This window comes from Paenibacillus sp. J31P190, assembly GCF_059692075.1.
The window spans coordinates 350521-369689 of the sequence record NZ_JCAUAS010000004.1; the positions used below are offsets into that span (position 1 = coordinate 350521).

Annotated in this window: 20 protein-coding genes, 1 pseudogene and 1 riboswitch; of the genes and pseudogenes, 15 read left to right on the forward strand and 6 right to left on the reverse strand. The window is 43.4% G+C overall.

The features are described 5' to 3' along the window. The first annotated feature begins 27 nt into the window (after positions 1-27). From AC58U0_RS11155 to AC58U0_RS11190, 8 genes are all read left to right on the forward strand, one after another. Positions 28-894, forward strand: coding sequence for a MurR/RpiR family transcriptional regulator (locus AC58U0_RS11155; RefSeq protein WP_497379068.1), 867 nt, complete (start codon positions 28-30; stop codon positions 892-894). A gap of 177 nt (positions 895-1071) precedes the next feature. Beyond that, positions 1072-1986: an N-acetylmuramic acid 6-phosphate etherase gene (gene murQ / locus AC58U0_RS11160; RefSeq protein WP_497379069.1), complete on the forward strand. Its 915-nt coding sequence runs from the start codon at positions 1072-1074 to the stop codon at positions 1984-1986. Between the two features lie 75 nt (positions 1987-2061). Then, complete coding sequence (locus AC58U0_RS11165; protein WP_497379070.1) at positions 2062-3504, forward strand: ABC transporter substrate-binding protein; 1443 nt, start codon at positions 2062-2064, stop codon at positions 3502-3504. 100 nt (positions 3505-3604) lie between these two features. Then, positions 3605-4510 carry a carbohydrate ABC transporter permease gene (locus AC58U0_RS11170; RefSeq protein ID WP_497379071.1) on the forward strand — a complete coding sequence of 302 codons (906 nt, stop codon included), beginning with the start codon at positions 3605-3607 and terminating at the stop codon, positions 4508-4510. A 90-nt stretch (positions 4511-4600) separates the two neighbouring features. Beyond that, positions 4601-5461: a carbohydrate ABC transporter permease gene (locus AC58U0_RS11175; RefSeq protein WP_497379072.1), complete on the forward strand. Its 861-nt coding sequence runs from the start codon at positions 4601-4603 to the stop codon at positions 5459-5461. 34 nt (positions 5462-5495) lie between these two features. After that, positions 5496-6464 carry a GNAT family N-acetyltransferase gene (locus AC58U0_RS11180; protein WP_497379073.1) on the forward strand — a complete coding sequence of 323 codons (969 nt, stop codon included), beginning with the start codon at positions 5496-5498 and terminating at the stop codon, positions 6462-6464. Then, positions 6465-7172 carry a PIG-L deacetylase family protein gene (locus tag AC58U0_RS11185; RefSeq protein WP_497379074.1) on the forward strand — a complete coding sequence of 236 codons (708 nt, stop codon included), beginning with the start codon at positions 6465-6467 and terminating at the stop codon, positions 7170-7172. It begins immediately after the preceding gene. Between the two features lie 551 nt (positions 7173-7723). Beyond that, positions 7724-8863: an exo-beta-N-acetylmuramidase NamZ family protein gene (locus AC58U0_RS11190; protein WP_497379075.1), complete on the forward strand. Its 1140-nt coding sequence runs from the start codon at positions 7724-7726 to the stop codon at positions 8861-8863. 77 nt (positions 8864-8940) lie between these two features. On the opposite strand, the pseudogene AC58U0_RS11195 reads toward AC58U0_RS11190, so the two are convergent. From AC58U0_RS11195 to AC58U0_RS11210, 4 genes and pseudogenes are all read right to left on the reverse strand, one after another. Beyond that, positions 8941-9087, reverse strand: a pseudogene (locus AC58U0_RS11195) (helix-turn-helix domain-containing protein); the annotation flags it as partial. Between the two features lie 12 nt (positions 9088-9099). After that, a complete protein-coding gene (locus tag AC58U0_RS11200; RefSeq protein ID WP_497379175.1) occupies positions 9100-9636 on the reverse strand; it encodes an AraC family ligand binding domain-containing protein in 537 nt (178 codons plus the stop codon). Between the two features lie 2 nt (positions 9637-9638). Beyond that, on the reverse strand, positions 9639-10379 hold the full coding sequence (locus tag AC58U0_RS11205) for an SDR family oxidoreductase (RefSeq protein ID WP_497379176.1): 741 nt from the start codon (positions 10377-10379) through the stop codon (positions 9639-9641). Continuing rightward, a complete protein-coding gene (locus AC58U0_RS11210) occupies positions 10379-10930 on the reverse strand; it encodes an NAD(P)H-dependent oxidoreductase (protein WP_497379076.1) in 552 nt (183 codons plus the stop codon). Before AC58U0_RS11210 ends, AC58U0_RS11205 begins: the two co-directional genes overlap by 1 nt. A 207-nt stretch (positions 10931-11137) precedes the next feature. Between AC58U0_RS11210 and AC58U0_RS11215 the strand changes: the two genes are divergently transcribed. Then, a complete protein-coding gene (locus tag AC58U0_RS11215) occupies positions 11138-11476 on the forward strand; it encodes a winged helix-turn-helix transcriptional regulator (RefSeq protein ID WP_057305472.1) in 339 nt (112 codons plus the stop codon). A gap of 317 nt (positions 11477-11793) precedes the next feature. On the opposite strand, the gene AC58U0_RS11220 is transcribed toward AC58U0_RS11215, so the two are convergent. Beyond that, the gene (locus AC58U0_RS11220; RefSeq protein ID WP_497379077.1) at positions 11794-12708 is read right to left on the reverse strand and encodes an HD-GYP domain-containing protein; all 915 of its coding nucleotides are present in this window, start codon (positions 12706-12708) and stop codon (positions 11794-11796) included. A gap of 110 nt (positions 12709-12818) precedes the next feature. Next, entirely contained in the window at positions 12819-13181 is a 363-nt protein-coding gene (locus tag AC58U0_RS11225; protein ID WP_497379078.1) for a response regulator, read from the reverse strand. Positions 13182-13310: 129 nt separating this feature from the next. Continuing rightward, positions 13311-13399: riboswitch (cyclic di-GMP riboswitch) on the reverse strand. 333 nt (positions 13400-13732) lie between these two features. Here AC58U0_RS11225 and AC58U0_RS11230 point away from each other — a divergent pair. From AC58U0_RS11230 to AC58U0_RS11255, 6 genes are all read left to right on the forward strand, one after another. Then, positions 13733-14080: a hypothetical protein gene (locus AC58U0_RS11230; RefSeq protein ID WP_057306268.1), complete on the forward strand. Its 348-nt coding sequence runs from the start codon at positions 13733-13735 to the stop codon at positions 14078-14080. Between the two features lie 260 nt (positions 14081-14340). After that, positions 14341-15447 (forward strand): ABC transporter substrate-binding protein, encoded by a 1107-nt coding sequence (locus AC58U0_RS11235; RefSeq protein WP_497379079.1) that lies wholly within the window; start codon positions 14341-14343, stop codon positions 15445-15447. Between the two features lie 70 nt (positions 15448-15517). Further along, positions 15518-16450, forward strand: coding sequence for a nucleoside hydrolase (locus AC58U0_RS11240; RefSeq protein WP_497379080.1), 933 nt, complete (start codon positions 15518-15520; stop codon positions 16448-16450). A gap of 27 nt (positions 16451-16477) precedes the next feature. Continuing rightward, positions 16478-17299 (forward strand): ABC transporter permease, encoded by an 822-nt coding sequence (locus tag AC58U0_RS11245; protein ID WP_497379081.1) that lies wholly within the window; start codon positions 16478-16480, stop codon positions 17297-17299. Between the two features lie 4 nt (positions 17300-17303). Then, a complete protein-coding gene (locus AC58U0_RS11250; RefSeq protein WP_057305465.1) occupies positions 17304-18092 on the forward strand; it encodes an ABC transporter permease in 789 nt (262 codons plus the stop codon). Between the two features lie 15 nt (positions 18093-18107). Continuing rightward, complete coding sequence (locus tag AC58U0_RS11255) at positions 18108-19169, forward strand: ABC transporter ATP-binding protein (protein WP_497379082.1); 1062 nt, start codon at positions 18108-18110, stop codon at positions 19167-19169.

Below are 19169 nucleotides of genomic sequence, written 5' to 3' on the forward strand. Positions count from 1 at the left end.
AGAAAATAGGGTGAACAGAGAATATATATGTCAATTAATGATAATATTTTAATAAAGATTCGTGATATGAAAGACAGCCTAACTCCTGTAGAGAAGTTGGTAGCAGATTACATTTTGGAGAATTTAGAGGAAATCCCGCATCTTTCGATTAAGAGTCTGGCCGGGCTGACGAAGACCAGTGACGCATCCGTTCTTCGTTTCTGTAAAACGATGGGGTATAAAGGTTACCGGAACTTTATTGTAAGTATCTCAGCTTCAATTGGATCTATGGACGATGATGAGAAGAACCAGTACACCGATATACAACCAGGGGATGATCTATCCATCATTATCTCTAATATTTCTCGCAATAACAGTAAATCCATTGAAGACACTCTCAGTGTCATCGATAAAAATGAAATTGCCCGTGCTGTAAAAGTTCTGCGTGAAAGCAATCGTATTGCGTTTTTCGGAATTGGTGCTTCCGGTCTGGTAGGTATCGATGCGGAGCAGAAATTTTCACGGATCAACAAGATGTGCCATACCTACACGGACGGGCATAGCCAGCTCACGGCAGCTACACTGCTGGACAAAAGTGATGTAGCCATCTTTATTTCAAATTCCGGTAGTACGGTGGAGATTCTAGATTCACTTGAAATAGCCAAAAAGAATGGCGCATGCATTATTGCCATTACCAAATATAATAAAAGCGAGTTAGCAGATAAGGCCAATATCGTCTTGAGCATCTCTACACCAGAGGTAACCATCAGAAGCGGTGCCATGGGATCGCGAATTGCTATGCTGACGGTAATTGATATCCTTTTTGCTGGTGTAGCCAGTGCGGAATACAAGAAAGTGAAGAAATATTTAGCTAAAACGCATGATATTATAGCCAGCAGCAAACATCGTAAATAAAAGACAAAGACAACGCTTTAATAAGATAAAGTTGTTGTCTTTTTTTTGTTGTGAAATAAAATAAAAAATCAAAACTTTATTGTAATAAGAAATAAAATTTCAAAAACTATTGACCATCATGAAATTTTTCGCTAGTATGAAATTAGAAATTGAAACAAACAGGATAGGAGGATAGCTATGGATGAGTATCTGTCGGGGTTGACTACGGAAGAGATTAACGAGAAAACACTGGTTATGGATGAATGTACAACGGAACAAATGCTGCGTTTAATGAATGAGCAGGATGCTGAGGTTCCCGCTGCAGTGGGAGCAGAAATACCGCAAATTATGAAAGCGGTTGATATTTTACATCATGTTCTAAAAAACGGTGGCAGAATGTTCTACGTAGGGGCTGGATCTTCTGGCAGACTCGGTGTGCTCGACGCTTCTGAATGTCCTCCTACTTTTGGAATTGACCCCATGCTGGTGCAAGGTCATATCGCCGGTGGCGATGGGGCGCTAAGAATTGCAGTTGAAGGTTTTGAGGATAACGCGGAGGAGGGGATCGCACTCATTGAACGGTGCGGTGTGACAGACAAGGATGCTGTTATCGGAATTACGGCCAGTGGAAGCGCACAATTCGTCATTGCCAGTTTGAAAAAAGCAAAGGAAATTGGTGCAGCAACGATCGGCGTAGTAAATAACAAAAATTCGAAATTAGAGCCTGTCTGTGATGTGTGTATTGCGCCAGTAGTTGGGCCGGAAGCAATTATGGGATCTACCCGATTGAAAGCGGGGACAGCACAGAAGCTGGTTCTAAACATGCTGACGACCTGTACGATGGTGAAGCTTGGAAAGACATATAACAACCTCATGGTAGATATGAAGGCAAGCAATATCAAATTGTATGATCGTTCTGTTCGAATCATTAGGGCAGCAACAGGGGTAGATGAAGAGTGCGCTATTACCCATTTAGAAAGCGCTTCCATGAATTGCAAATTAGCGATTATGATGATAAAAACCGGTTTGGATGCAGCGGAGGCAGAACGAGCATTGAATCAATGTGACGGCCGTTTGAAAACAGCCATACGTACTTTTAGCAAAGTTGTATGAAAAATACAATATCAAACAAGGAGAGACTTTGAGCTACACTCAAAGATCCCTATATTAAACTAGGAGGTCAATTTCATGAAAAGAAAAATGCCTGTATTAGCATCCGTCGTAGCTTTAACCATGGCTTTAACAGCTTGTGGTGGTACTTCCGGTACGAAAGCAACAACTACACCAGCAGGTACTCCTGCTCCAGCGGCTACTGCCGGCGCCTCAACAGCTAAAGACACCATCACTGCTTTGCTGCCGCCAGTTTCACCAAACTACCAAAAGACTTTCGAACAAATGTCCAAAGACTTTACAGCATTGTATCCGAATCTGACTTTGAAAATCGAACCGGCAAGCTGGGAAGATATGAAGCAGAAATTGGATACGCAAGTGAATGCGGGCAGCCCGCCGGATATTGCGTTCGGAGGCTCTGACGGCATCCCTAAGTATCTGCAGCAAGGATTGCTCATGGACATTACGGATTCAGCAACTCCTGAAATGATTAACGATTATGATAAAGCTCCGCTTGAATACATGAAGAATGGCAAAGGACTTTACGGCTTCCCGGCGTACATGGAAGTTCACGCACTAGGCGGCAACAAAGCGTACCTGGAAAAGGCCGGCATCGATTGGAAGAAAGTACAAACGAGCGGTTGGACGTACGATGAATTCCGTCAAGCGGTCAAAAAAGGCGTCGTAACTGAAAACGGCAAAACACGCTATGGTTTCGTGTTCGCGGTGAAAGGCGTTGCAGCCGTTGACTACTTGGGTATCATGGCGAAAAATGCGGGCATGCCTCACGCGTTTAATAAAGATTTGAAATATGCTTACACTAGCAAAAACTACTTAGGTCTTCTGAAAGATCTTCGTGCGTTGATCGATGACGGCTCCATGCCAAAAGAACTTAGCTCCATAGATGCAGGTAAACGTTGGAACATGTTCCTGACAGGCCAAACGATGATCACAGGTAAAGGTCTTGCGGTGTTTGAGAATTCCGCTAAAACTAATAACGCAAAACTTAAAGCAGCTGATGCAAGTGCTGTAAAAGATTCCATCCCGGTTGATTATGTGGTATTGCCGGCTCCGACTTTCCAAGGTGCAAAACCATCATTCGCTACTGTCGTTGACGGTTACATGACGTTCCGCGGTAAAAAGGAACCAACTGCTGAGCACAAAGCGAATGTCGTAAAAGCGGCTTACTTCTTAGCTAGCGGTAAAAATGCTGCAGCAACAAACAGTGATCTGTTCTCTGCTCACATTACGCAAAGCGGTAAAAAAGCGGCTGAAAGCATGAAAATTGACAGAAGCCCTGAGAACATCGCTGCTGTGGACTACATGCTGAAAAATGCAACACCGGCTCGTTCGGATATTCCAACAGAACTGGGTGCTAAAGCGATTAAATTGGAAACAGAAGTTATCGTGCCTAAGTTCCAAGGTCTGATCGCTGGTGAAATTACTCCTGAAGCGATGTATGAAGCTGTGAAAACCGCTGCAATTGCTGCATTTGGCGCAGACGGCGTTGTGAAAGATTAATCATAAGTTGTAAACCTCGGATAGTCGTGATGCATGTTACGCGGCTATCCGAACTATTTTAATCCGAGTTTTCTGAAACGGGGTTTGGGGGTTAGACAGTATGGCAACGAATATCGCTAAACCGATGAAAAGAAGAGGAATCAAAGGAGAAGGTGCTTGGGGTTATGCATTTATTGCTGTCGCATTGGTCGTTTTTGCAATGTTCACCGCATATCCGGTCGTAAGCGCGTTTATCATCAGTCTCCAAGAATACAAACCTCTTGGTTCCACCTATGTTGGATTAGACAATTATGTGTCTACCGTGAAAGACGGTTTGTTTTGGCAAGCCATGCGCAATACCATCGTCTATACGGTTTTGACAGTACCTGTTAACTTAATCTTGTCCATGGTGATCGCGATTATGATTCTGCCGCTCAGGAAAAAAACGCAGGGCTTTTTCAAAGGTGTTTATTACTTGCCTGTTGTTGCTTCAGGTGTTGCTTTATCCGTCGTTTGGCTTTGGATCTTTGATCCAATGGAAGGCGGAATTTTGAATCAGTTCATTCATTTCTTTGGCCTTACCAATCAGAACTGGCTCGGCTCAAGCAAAACGGCAATGTTTTCTTTGGTTCTGATGTCCTGGTTGTCCAGTCATGGCACAAGCATTATCATCTACCTGGCCGGTCTACTCGGCATTGATGATACGTATTACGAGGCAGCGGAAATGGACGGAGCGAACTTTTTTCAAAAGCTGTGGCACATCGTTGTTCCTTCTCTGAAACCAGCTACATTATTCCTTTTGGTAACGGGGGTTATCGGTTCATTCCAAGTGTTCCAAAACGCGTACCTCATGACCGGTGGGGGTCCGAACAATGCGACTACCATGGTGGGTCTGCTGATTTTCAATAATGCATTTACTTACTTTGAATTCGGTAAAGCCGCGGCGCAATCGCTGATTCTAGCTGTTATTATCGCGGGAATTTCGGTTATTCAGTTCAAATACGCAGGGAAAGACGTCGAGTATTAATAGCGGAGAGACTTTGAGCTCCGCTCAAGGATCCCTAAGCGGAGAGACTTTGAGCTACGCTCAAAGATCCCTATATTAGGAGGATAAAAAATGGCTTTATACAGCAATCATGCAGGGAAACCTAGAGTAAAAACCGTTCGGAATTCAATGATTTTTATCGTCCTTCTACTATTTGCTTTGGCGACGATATTTCCGATCTATTTCATGGTCATTTCATCCTTTGCTGATCCGGTTGAGGCCGGAGCGGTGAGCTACTCCATTTTACCAAGCAAGTTTACATTCGCTTCCTTTAAATTTTTCTTTGATTACAGTGAGTATTCGTATCGTTGGATTTTGAACTCTCTGATCGTGGCGACTACCGTGATGGTGTCCAATGTTATTTTTGCCAGCATGGCTGGTTATGCATTTTCTAAACTTCGTTTTAAAGGGAGAGGCGTGCTGTTTGCGGTACTGCTTGTCTCCATGATGATTCCTTACCAAGTTACGCAAGTTCCTTTGTATATTCTGGTTGTTAACGTGTTCGAGCTGCAAAATACGTACAGCGCGTTAATTATGCCGGGTATCGTTACGGTATATAATATTTTTCTGGCTAAACAATTTATGAGCAGCATCCCGAACGAGATTATGGAAAGCGCGAAGATCGAAGGCTGCAGCCAATTTACGATTTATTGGAGAATCATTCTGCCCTTGTCCAAAACCGTGCTTGCCGTCATGGCGATTCTAACGTTTATGGATAGCTGGAACACATTCTTCTGGCCGCTTCTGGTCACCAATACGATGGATATGCAGACGATCCAAGTTGGACTCAAAAACTTCCGCTTCGCCAATACGACGTTTATTGCGCCGATGATGGCGGGTGCTACGATTTCTGCACTGCCAATGTTTATTCTTTTCTTCAGCTTGCAGAAGTATTTCTTAGAAGGTGTAACGGTTGGAGCGGTGAAGGGCTAATACAAACCGCACGTGGGGGAGGTAGTACTTCAGCATGATTGTGTCATGGGATCAACAATATCGTCAGGCGGTTATTGACTTATGGAATGAAGAAGCCGTGAAAGAAGGCTACAAGGAGCTTACCGAACAAACCTTTGAGAATATCTTCACGGCCAACCCTTATTTTGATAGTCAAAATGCTTTTATGTTACTGGAACAAAATGAAGTCAAAGGCTTTGCCTGCGGCTGCACAGGGGATGATCTGCCGCTTGGGGAAGTGGCGGGATACATCACCTGCATCGTTTTAGCTGAAGACAGCAAAACCGCTGAGAACTATCAAGGCATGCTAAACGCTTTGGAGCGTCGCTTTCAGCAGCTGGGAAAAAAGCAAGGCGATGTCTTATTTTTTAATCCGATGTTATTGCCGTGGTATATACCGGGGACACCGAAGCATGAGCATAACAATGCGCCGGGCGTGCCGATTGAAAGTAAATTGTATGCATTTTTGCTGCAGGCAGGGTATGTGGAACGCGCCAAAGAGTGCGCCATGTATTTGAAGCTGGACGGTTTCACCATACCAGAGGATATCAGAGCCAAGGAAAGCAATGCCGCAGAGGATGGCTACGCGGTGGAATTATTCGACCCGGAAAAGCATGATGGCGTGGATGAAATGCTGAATGGCTTTAATAATCTTTTATGGCAAAAGGAAATCGGGCAAAGCACGGCAGAAGGTGTGCCGGTCGTTATTGCTGCATATAGAGGCAAGGTTATCGGATTTGCCGGTCCGGTCATTCGTCAGGACAACGGCCGGGGTTATTTCGCTGGGATCGGCGTCATTCCCGAGCATGAGGGACACGGTTTGGGCAGCATCCTTTTCTTTAAGCTGTGCGAAGCTTTTCGTTCGATCGGGACCGATTACATGTCGCTCTATACGGGCAGTACGAATCCAGCTATCCGCATCTACGAGAAGGCAGGCTTTACAACCGTCAAACAATTTTCTGTCATGAGAAGGGAGTTTGTGTGAGTGAGCGAGCAAAAGTTAACGATTTTGGCCATCGGTGGACATGTTGGGGATGCCGAATTAACTGCAGGAGGGGTACTGGCAAGTCACTTTTTGAAAGGTGACCGCATTGCGACCCTAGCGCTGACAGCAGGCGAACGCGGCGTTCCGGCAGGACAAGATATGGCCGAATATCGCGTGCAGAAAGTGAATGAGGCGAAAACCTTTGCCGAGATGTTGGGCGGGGAAGCATTCGTATTCGACGATATTCCTGACGGCGAGCTGCAGGATAACCAAGAGATGCGTTTTCGTGTATGCGATGTCATTCGTCTAGTTCGTCCGAACGTCATTATTACGCATTGGAAGAACAGCATGCACAAGGATCATATGACTACGCATCGTATCGTCAATGATGCCCGCTATTTTGCCGCCTTGCCGACGTTTGAGCGGGAGCTTCCTGCACATTTCGCGCAGAGATTGTATTATGCCGAGAACTGGGAGGACGCCGTCGACTACCGTCCATATGTGTATGTCGACTACGACCAAGAAGCCTTCGATCTATGGGTGAAGGCCGTTTCCACTCACTGGTTCGTAACAGGCAGTAAGTCCTTTCAGTACCTGGAATATTATAAACATTTAATGCGTGTCCGCGGGATTGAAGCCAGAAAGCAATATGCACAAACCTTCATGATTCCAGAAGAAAATATGCGTGTTATCCAAACTGAATTATAAAAAATAAAACCAACCTCTACACGCGGCTGCTCATTCATGAATGGCCTCGTTAGAGGTTTTCTCAATTTGGGTATGGGTAAAGCGTGGAAGTCAGAAGTCAGTAGTCAGTAGTCAGTAAGTAGTAAGTAGTAAGTAGTAAGTAGTAAATAGGAGCTTGGGGTTAGTAGCTAGGAAATAGGTAGGCAAGTTGTACTTCATACAACAATTTCCTCAGTTTCTTCAGGATAAGCTGAAGATGTTGTACGGTGTACAACAATCTAGCCATATTTCATGCTAAAAGGTTACTGTTGGTTAAAATTGTTGTATTTTCTGCAGCATTCGCGTGGATTTCGTGGATTCGCTTGTCTATTGTTGTACAACGTACAACATTTCAGGGAGGAGTAAGATGTCTTGGGCGAAAAGTGGGGTTGACCACCGCCATGCGCGGTGCTACAACGCGTACCCAGGATTCGCGCGCGTCAAAATTTGCTCGGCATCAACTATGCATAACACACTCATCTAGGACGGCATAATCCGTTTTTCTTTTATCAAACAAAAAGTAGGAGGCAGTTATGATCAGAAACGGTATCGATTGCATTGGGCAGTATACTCATTTATTCAAGGGGAAACGATTGGGACTAATTACAACCCCTACCGGCTTAACCAATGACTTCGTTTCCACCATTCAAATTTTGCATGAGAATTTCAATCTCACAGCCCTGTTTTCACCAGAACATGGTGTGCGTGGAGATCAAGCTGCAGGCGCCCTGGTAGAAACGTATCTGGACCCGATCACACAGGTACCGGTGTATAGCTTGTACCGTAAGGATTCCAAGCGCATGAGTCAGGAAATGCTGAATGAGGTAGATATGGTCGTCTATGATATTCAGGATGTGGGCACACGATACTATACGTTTATTTATACGATGCTGTATGCTCTGGAAGATTGTGCGAAAGCAGGCAAGCCATTTGTCATTTTGGACCGGATCAACCCACTCGATGGGGTGACGGTAGAAGGTAACATTTTAAAGCAGGACTATCAATCTTTTGTTGGTAATTATCCGCTTTGTGTGCGTTACGGTCTAACTGCAGGTGAGGTGGCCACTATGGCTAATGATCAAATGAACTGGCATTGTGATCTGCATGTGATACGTGCTGAGGGCTGGGAGCGGAAAATGCAGTTCGCTGATACCGGTCGGCACTGGGTGATGCCCTCTTTGGGCATTCCCCGGTTTGACACGGCATTGTTGTATCCAGGAACCTGTATATTTGAAGGCACCAATATGTCGGAAGGAAGAGGAACCACAGTTCCTTTTGAAATCGTAGGTGCCCCGTTCATCGACGCTCAACAACTAGCGGATGACATGAACAGTAAGAAACTGCCTGGAGTCATTTTCCGTCCGGTCTATTTTAAGCCGACATTTTCCAAATTTCAGGGAGAGTCATGCAGCGGCGTGCAGCTTCATGCGTTGGATACCCGAGCGATTCGGCCATTGGAAACAGCCATCACACTGATGTATACCATTAAGCGTAACTATGAACAGTTTTCTTTCCTGCCGCCTCTTAAAGAGGGGTCCAGGCCTTTTATTGATTTATTGTGCGGGGATAAGTTGTACCGTGAAGATCCGTTAGAGGTTTCGGTGTTGTTGGAACAATTTCGGGACGAAAGTCGGGAATTCGCACAGATGAAACAGCAGTATCATCTGTATTAAACGATTTCGTAGACAAATAGCAAAAAGCGTATAGTGCCATGATGATGGCAGGATACGCTTTTTTTGCTGTTTATTATTTATGACTTGATGGAGTGCGTTTTTCTAAAGGTGTTTGGCGTAATTCCCTCGCTTTTTTTAAATAGTTTAATAAAATAACTCGGACTTTCAAAACCGACCTTCTCGGAAATAAATTTAACCGCCAAATCCGGAAATTGCTGAAGGAACTCTTTGGCTTTTTAGATACGGAAACGATTGATGTACTCGAATGGCCTTGTGCCTAACGTTTGTTGAAATAAAACACATGTATAATGCGGGGTTACCGCTAATTGGTTTGCTAAATCCTGAAGGGTGATGGGCTTGTCAAAATGATTGGCAATATAGTCAATAACCGGTTTTAAGTGTTCATATTGATCATGATTGGAGCGGTTGTCCGATGTGGATGTATATCGAAATAATTCCAATAGTAAGCCATAAAGCAGCTGGGAGCCATCATAGCTCGATAAATATTTCCGAAGGCTGTATAGATGATTAATTTCATTGATTCTTGCTTGTAAAATCTCAGGTTTAGAAATGTAAAGCACGATGGATTCATGGAAATGCAAAGAGCGAAGGAGAGATTCGGCAAAATTGCCGTTAAACTCAACCCATTGAACAGTCCATGGCTCAAGAACAGGATAATAACGGTGAGGGACCCCGGGGTAGAGCAGCATGCCTTGTCCTTCAAAACATTGAATCCATTGATCATTCCCAAGAAAAGCATCGACGCCTTGTATCCTTAAGTCAAAATATGTCCACCCTCAACGTGAAGAACCGTCCCGGTCACGAAACCGTTTTGGATCAAGTAAAGTACGCTTTGTGCGACATCTTCCGCTGTGCCCACTCGTTTCACAGGGAGCTTGCTCGCAACCGTTGCATAAAAATCATTGCGCGCTTCTTCAGTCATTTTACTGCGTGAAGGCGTATCAATAATACCGGGTGAAATGATATTCACTCGAATGGGAGCAAGCTCCAGCGCTAAGGTTTGGCCTAGGTTTGCCACTGCTGCATTGACTGCGCCAAGTGTAGCAGAACCAACCATCGATTTGTAGGCAACGACGCCAGAGAATAAGGTGATTGATCCGTTCGCTGAAATCTTCGGTGCACCGTATTTTGCGGCATAGTATTGGCCCCAGAATTTATTTTCGAACAACTTCCGGGCTTGGACTGTATCCGTTTGGAGGAATGACCCGCCAGATGTTTCCGCTGCACTCACTACAAGATGATCGAACTGGCCGACGGTTTCAAAGAAAGATTGAACTTGTTGTTCTTGTGTCGTATCCAGCGTGTAAGCCGCAGCTCGAGATCCCAGCTCCACTTTGGCCTTCTGCAATTTATCTTCGGAACGGCTGGCAATGATCACATCTGCTCCAAGCGCTATGACTTGTTTAGCTGCTTCTAAACCAATTCCAGAACTTCCACCGATAATCACTACTTTTTGATTTTGCAACATGGTTATTCCTCCTGATTTTGTATGTATTAAAAATTCAATACCTCTTTTAGATGTACATCAAGTTCGGATACAAATTTATCAACGTTCGGATTTTTGACGACATCATAACAAGCGAAGCTCTTTAGAGGCTGCATTCCGAGAAATTCCTGTACGCGATGCAAGTGACTTATTGCTTCTTCTAAGTTATTCCCTTTAAAAAACTGAGTTGGATCGTTAAATGCTTGTTTAGGAGCATTCCAAGTCGTTGAAAGCATATATTTTTTGCCGGTTAATAATCCGCCACTCCCGTATTGATCGGCACCCTTGAAAAATAATCCGTAAGCATAGACTTCGTCCATATATGTTTTAAATAACCCAGGAACACTGAACCAGTAGATGGGTGTTTGGTAAATGATCATATCAGCCCAGAGAAATTTTTGTTGTTCTGCTTCGATTGAATATCCGTTTTGAATAATGGTTGTTTGGATAGTGTTCTTTTCTTCTAGCAATCTCACCATGCTATCCATCAAAGTTTGATTTAGTTTCCCAGATGATGAACCATATCGCTGGTGACCATTAATAATCAGTATGTTTTTCATCTTCACTCTTCTCCTCCAAAGGTTCTCAATTGCTTAACCAAGATATTTCAATTTTTTATAGGAATTAAACAATTGGTTCTTCGCTATTATAGATGCAGTTAATTCATTTAGGGAAGTAGTGATATTAATTTCATATAATTTCCGAAAAGTTACTTTTGTGATATAATGGGGTAAATCAGAAGTATTTTTTTTATGGAGGATATTTATATGAATGCTATTGAACCGATCGTACTGAGCAAAGGAACACCAGGCGTGCCTTGTCCCATTGCCAAAACACTTGACGTGATTGGGACTAAATGGACCTTTTTAATCATTCGGGACCTTCTTATCGAAGGTACACTGCGATTCAGCGACTTGTTGAAATCAATGGATGGCATTAGTCCAAAAACGCTCTCGCTCCGTCTTAAGGTACTAGAGGAACACGGGGTATTGGAAAGGAAAGTGTTTCCCGAAGTTCCCCCTCGTGTTGAATATACGTTAACGGAAAAAGGAAAGAGATTGGAACGTATTTTTGTTGAATTAAAGAGATTTGGATTAAATTTATAAAAGATACTGTCTCAAATGTAAATGAATTCAGTTAGGAGCACAGAAAACAAAAAAATGAGAAGGCAAGGTTATGCCTTCTCATTTTTTTGTTTTCTTCGACTCCAAAGGAAAGTCACCCGAACTTTATTTAGCGGAACGTTAGTGCGTTATTTGATCAAAATGAATGATCCGGAGGCAAAAAACAGCGAAATAACGCATCGACGTTCCTCTTCCTCATGATTTCTGGGGGTTTTCGTCCAAATAGCACATCGACGTTCCCCCTCAGCAAATTCTGGTTTTCATATTGAAACAGCCCATTTTTTAGGATTGCACCAATCTTATTTTTCCCTATTTAATATCCCTATAAAGAGATCAGCTATATGTGAATCGAAATGTAAACCTCTATTTTTGCTTATTTCGTTAATAGCTAATTCTTTATTCAGAGGTTCCCTATAAACACGTGTAGATGTCATGGCATCATAAGAATCTGCAATAGCCATGATGCGAGCGTATAAAGGGATTTCTTCGCCTTTTAAACCTTGTGGGTACCCTGTTCCATCATATTTTTCATGATGATATAGAACAATATCCAATATTCCGTTTTTGTTGAATTCAGTTATATGTTTAATTGTTTCATAGCCGATGACCGGGTGTTTTTGAATAACTTTGAAATCCTCATCCGATAATCGTCCTGTATTTGAAAGTATATATTCGGGTACACCGATTTTACCTATATCATGAAGTAATCCGCCAACATAAATGGCATCACATTGCTCGCTTGAAAGTTTCATCTCTTTAGCGATTTTTAAAGCATAACTAGCTACTTTCTCAGAATGTCTCGCTGTGTATGTATCTCTGGAATCTAAGGATTTCGTTAGAGCTGAGATCAAGTCAAAAGTGACTTTTCTCTTGTTCTGATAATTATTTTCCATCCTTGCCGCAATAAGGGTCATGATCACATACACACACCAGAGAGAAATGAAAGAATCCATCGGAGGGAATTGTTTGAATTCTACATAGGACCTCAACAAAACTACCATAGTACAAAGAATGATTAGAAAGACCAGCGGTTTTTTCGAAAATCCGATGCCCAAGAATATAACAGATAGAAGATAGAAAGCATATATATCAAACTCTGGAAAAATAAATACATGTAAAACCGTCATCATTAGTAGAGTTAGAATGAATCCGTATCGAAATACATAATCACGGCTAAAATATGTGATTACTCTTTCTTTAGATCGTAAATGCATGGGAAATTCCGCCTAACTGTTTCAGTTTTGTGATTTGCTAAGGTTTTTTTCTAATGCGTGGGTCTGAAAAGTGGATTGGAGAGGCATTAGGTGGAGAGCTCTGTGGGCATTCACGTATTCAGTACCTTTTTTACAGCTTCTGCTACCCTCTCTTTATCAAAAGGCTTCACAATAAAATCTCTTGCGCCAAGGGTAATGGCTTCAATAACAAAGGATTGTTGCCCCATTGCCGATACCATTATTATCTTTGAATCGTTGTTGTAACTTTTTATTTCCTTTAATGCAGTAATTCCATCCATCTCGGGCATTGTTATATCCAACGTAATCATGTCAGGTGAATGCTGTAAAAAAAGAGAGATTGCCTCAAGTCCATTCGAGGCTTCGGCTACAATTTCATGCCCTAATTCTAAGAGGATGTTCTTAATCATCAATCGCATAAAGATAGAATCATCTACAACCATTAGTCTCGCCATTTTAATTATCACCTTTCAGGGGGACTTTCTACCTAGCTTTTTACTGTAATAGATGGCTGCCATAATTCGTTACATAAGGAAAACTCCCCTTATTAGAAGAATAAGGGGAGTTGTAGATATGTCCCTTCCTTCGGTAACTGGCAAGCATAGCGAAGTATTTCGCCTTAGCTCCTTTAGCTTTGCGTCACTAATTTTCATTAGCTTTGCTCTTATCGTATAGCAGAAGAATTACTATTCATTTGTTAAATTATAGCACTCTTTTTAGTAGGAATAAAGTACTAGTATTAAAGGTGATCTTTAAGCAGCCCTTGATTGTGTTAACCAAGTTAGATTTATGCTGCCCGAGATTTTTTAACGTGTATTCGTCACTAATATCAAGCAAAATTTGTAAGACATTCGGGAAATTGGATCATTTAGATGTGATGTAGGTAAATTATGCCCGATTTCAGTGAGAAAGACGAACGATTCTCTTGATTAATTCTGAAATCCTATGTATTATTAAGTTAGATTTACATGCATAAGGATTGATAATTGATCTTGAAGGTGATTCCATGCCACAACTAGATTCTAATGAATACAAGAAGAAGCTGTGTCACCTCTATAACGAAATCTCCAAAGAGTTGTTCGGGTTTGGCACAACACTGCTGAAGGTTTCCATTGATCAGAACATTATTACTTTTCATGCCAAGCATCGCCGTTCTCCGCGTTCAACCGCATTGGAAGGCGAGGCGCCAACGCTCAAACACGAAGTCGATTTTTATATGTCCTCTATATACAAGAAGAGAATCCGGGACAGGCTGGAGCAAGAACTTGGCTTATCCATGGATGCGGTATTAAGGGACTATGATCCGCCGACGCAATGGGCAATAACGAACATTATTCTTAAACAAACCGAATAGTTTTGTCGGGCGGTGTTCTCTTTTGATTTATCTTAAGAGGAAACCACATGTATACCAATGGATGTCACTTTACATTGTTTACAATGAAAAGTGCTCTTGATTAGAAGCTTCTTTCTATCAAGGGTACTTTTCTTTTTTTTTGTATAGCTGGATTTAAGGCAAAACGCGCATATTTCTGGGGTCACGAAGAATACTAGTGAAAATTTAACAGGGGATTCACGCATTAAAATCATACATGATAAAACTTGGGAGGACGATGAATGATGAGACAAAAAATGGTACGCAGTTTAATTTCTTTATCTGTAGTAGGACTAGCCTTAACAGGTTGCGGCACAGCGAAGGACCAGGGCAATACAAGTGGAGCTACAACAGCACCCACAGCAGCTGCCACAGCGGCATCTAAAGGGGAACCTACAACTTTAATCATTTCCACCTGGGGTTTTGCGGATGATTTCTTTAAGAAAGAAGTGTACGCGCCATTTGAGAAAGAGCATAATGCTAAGATCGTTCTGGAAATAGGCAATAACGCAGAACGTTTGAACAAAGTGAAACAAGGCAGCTCGAGTGTGGATCTCATTTATTTATCCGACTATTACGCACAACAAGGCATTGAAGCAGGACTTTTCGATAAGATCGACCGCAGTCGTATTCCGAATTTGAAAGACATCTATGATTTGGCCAAGGCGCCTCTGGGCGAAGATTACGGTCCAGCCTACACAGTAGGTCGACTGGGTATTGCCTACAATCCGAAAGCAACCACCAAAGAGATCAAGTCATGGAGCGACCTCTGGAGTCCTGAGCTTTCCAAGAAGCTGACACTTCCTAACATCACATCAACAACAGGCCCAATGGTCTTGGATGCAGCATCTGTTGTCGCTGGTAACACGACGTTTAATGAGGATCAAGCTTTCGCAAAGGTTAAGGAAGTGAATAAAGGAGTCGTTAAATACTACGGCCAAACCTCCGAATTCGTTAACATGTTCTCGCAAGGGGAAATTGCAGCGGGGCCTATCATGGAAATGTATGTGAAGGATTTGAAAGCGGCTGTGCCAGAAACGAAGTTCGTCTCCCCGCAAGAAGGGGCTTACGCCGTTATGAACACGGTCAACGTGATTAAAGGAAGTAAAAATAAGCAGCTGGCTGAGGATTTCATCAACTGGCATTTGAGCAAGGAAGTACAGGAGAAATCAGCGAAAGCGAAAGTGGATTCACCTGTAAACACGACACTTCAGCTTTCGCCAGAAGAAGCTACGGGGATTACCTATGGCGCTGACGTTGTAAGTAAACTTCGTAAATTGGATATGAAATTCGTCAATCAGAATCTTAAAGCATGGATTGCCCGCTTTAACAAGGAAGTTGCTCAATAATTAAAATCAATCAAGGGTATATGCGGATATACCCTTGATTTCTTCAATAGGACTTAAAGGGGGCTTAGTCATGAAAAAGAAGGTCATCCTAGATGTAGACACGGGTGTGGATGATGCGCTAGGTATTCTGTTGGCCGTCCGCAGCGGAGAGATGGATGTGCTCGGAATTACAACCGTGAATGGCAACGTTTCTCTGGACCAAGCGACCAAGAATACATGTAAGATCCTCCAACTGCTTGGGATGGAAGATAAGATTCCTGTCGTTAAAGGGGCAGACAAGCCTTTGATGCGAGCTTCTCACTTTGAGCATCATGTCCACGGCAATGACGGGCTTGGCGGCGCTTTAAGCGATATGCCGGTTCTTATGCAGATGACTGCTGGACATGCCTCCGATTTTATCGTGGATCAAGTGCGGAGTCACGTTGGAGAAATCACTTTAGTCATGACAGCTCCGCTAACGAATCTGGCTTTGGCGGTTATGAAGCATCCTGATTTGATTCATCAGGTCAAGGAAGTGATTGTGATGGGGGGCGTCGTTCAAGGCTTCGGCAATGTAACACCCACGGCGGAGTACAATATGTATGTCGATCCGGAAGCCGCGAAGATCGTTTTCCAGGCGGGTTTTCCATCCTTAACCCTTGTAGGGTTGGATGTGACGCGTAAAGCGCTGCTGACCGATGAACATATCCGTGAGCTCGGAGATTCCCCCATAGCTCGCTATGTTCAGGAAAGCACCGCGAATTATATGAAGCGTTATTATGAACGTAACGGAGTTCGGGCCTGTGCGCTTCATGATCCGCTTGCAGTCGGAGTGGCTCTGAATAAACAGTTGGTCAAGACACGTCATTATTACGTTGATGTCGAAACCCGCAGCGAGCTGTGTGACGGACAAACCGTATGCGATTTCCAGAACCGCTTAACTAAAGAGGCTAATGTTCATGTGTGTACGGAGGTATCGGCTGACGAATTCCTCCAGCTTTTTATAAACGCGCTGCGTGCCTAGCGAACCCAGGAACAGGAGTAAAGCTACATGAAAAAAAAGTTCTTATTCTTATTATTGCTACCGGGACTACTGTTCCTGATGATTTTCATGGTGGTACCGATCCTTCTCACGATAGGTTCAACCTTTTTCGATAAAGGGACATTTACGCTTGGAGGGTATTTAAATTTCTTTAAAGACCCTTATTTTCTCAAAATCGTATGGACGACGCTGCGTGTCAGCTTGGTAACCACTCTATTTTGCATATTGCTTGGATTTCCTGTGGCTTACTTTATCTCCAAACAGAGTCCGAGACAAAAAGCGGTCTTACTGGCATTAGCTATTTTCCCGCTGCTTACGAGCTCGGTTGTCAGGTCGTTCAGCTGGATGATTATTTTAGGTAAAAAAGGGCTGCTCAACAATGCCTTGATGGCGATTGGTATCATCCAAGAGCCACTCGATATTTTGTATACGCCAGCTGCGATGATGATTGGTTTGCTCCATTTATTTCTTCCGCTCATCATTATTACGTTGGTCGGTGTTCTTGAGAATATAGATCCGGATCTGATCAAAGCGGCGGAGAGCTTGGGAGCTAACCGATTTACGGCTTTCGTCAAGATCATCGTGCCGCTTAGTGTACCCGGATTAATTATAGGCAGTATCCTTGTTTTTGTCGGAAGCTTGACAGCTTATACGACACCGGCTTTGCTCGGAGGCAAGCAGCGGGTCATTTCCACATTCCTCTATCAGAATGCGATTACTCTGAACGATTGGTATCTCGCCTCCGTCATTGCCGTGATTATGATCGTGATCACTTTCGTGGTTATCGCGCTTATGAACAAACTGGCTACTAAATTAAATCCGAAGGGGTAGAAGTATGCGGGAGAAGAATCGAGGACTGGCCTTATTTACACTACTTGTCTATATATTCTTGCTCGGGCCGCTCGTCATTATTGCATTTGCTTCATTTGAGCCGGGGAGTGTATTGAAATTCCCACCGACAGGATTCTCGTTGAAATGGTACCGCAACATTTTGGAAGTCAAGATGTTCATGACGACCGCGGGTACCTCTGTTATCGTATCGATGATTGGTAATTTGTTTGCATTGCTGCTTGGTATCCCAGCGGCTTATGCGTTAAGCCGATTTGAGTTTAAGGGCAAAGGGGCGCTTAATGCGATTTTTATTTCCCCCGTGCTTATTCCAGGTATCGTACTTGGGTTTACGATGCTTAAGTACCTTATCGTCACCTATCACCTGCCAATCTATGCAGCTTTGCTGATTGGACATACCGTGATTATGCTTCCTTTTATTATCCGCGTCATTGCATCAAGTTTATCGAATTTTGATTTCGCTATTGAGGAAGCTGCGTTAAGTCTTGGCGCCGGTCAGCTTAAAACCTTTTTCAAAGTAGTCCTACCGAACATCAAATCCGGTATTATCGCAGCCATTCTTATTGCATTTTTAGAATCATTTAATAATGTCGACATTTCGGTCTTTATGACGGGTCCTGGAGTCAGTACACTGCCAATACAAATGCTGACGTATGTGGAGAATCATTTTGACCCTACAATTGCCGCTATTTCTGTCTTACTCATGCTCTTCACTGCCGTACTTATGTTCATCATTGAACGGTTGATGGGTTTATCCTATTTCACCAAACGATAACGGAGGCTTTCATCCATGGCATTGCTATCACTGGAAAATATTTCGGTTGCCTATGACCAGCAATATATTCTGCAGGACTTCAACCTAAGTGTTGAAAAAGGAAGTCTGATTTCGCTGCTCGGTCCAAGTGGATGCGGGAAAACGACGACTTTGCGGCTAATCGCGGGATTTATAGAGGCAAGGGCGGGCAAATTTTCACTAAACGGAAAAGATTATACGCACGTTCCCGTCAACAAACGGAACTTCGGATTCGTGTTTCAGAGCTATGCTTTGTTTCCACACTTATCCATTTATGATAATGTAGCATTCGGTCTGCGCCTTCGGAAAGTGAGCGGGGCAGAGATCGATCGGCGGGTCCGGAACATCCTTGATATCGTAAGCCTGTCCGGCTTCGAAAAGCGCTTTCCGAAGGAGCTCTCAGGCGGCCAAAGACAGCGGGTCGCTATTGCTCGGGCGCTTGTGATCGAGCCGGAACTGCTGCTCTTCGACGAACCGCTAAGCAACTTGGATGCTAATCTGCGCATTAACATGCGGGTCGAGATCCGCCGCATCCAGCAGGAGCTTGGTATTACTACGGTCTACGTATCGCATGATCAGGAAGAGTGCTTCTCCATCTCCGATCAAGTTGCGATTATGAATAAAGGCATCATAGAACAGCTTGGCGCACCAGCGGCGATATTTAAATATCCAAAAACGGAGTTTGTGGCTCGGTTTATTGGCTTTACGAATTTTATTACTTTCGATTCAAGGTTTGATGGCAACGAAGAGATTGCGTTAAGGGTGAAAGACTATATGTTCGCCGTTACGAAGCATGCCAGCAAAGGAGAGCAGCTGGGTATGCAAGGGGCTATTCGTCCGGATGATGTCGTGATTGGAATGCCTGATGAAATCGAGGCAGGAACGAATCGATTGACAGGTCTTGTCAAGGTCAGCACCTTCCTTGGAAGAAGCTATCAATACGTTGTCGAGACGGAGCTGGGGAATTTCACAGTGAATAAAGAAATGGAGCTTCCTTACTTGAATGGTCAGGAGGTCCGGCTTCTTTTTCCTAGCGAGAAATTAGTTCTAGTTGAGTAA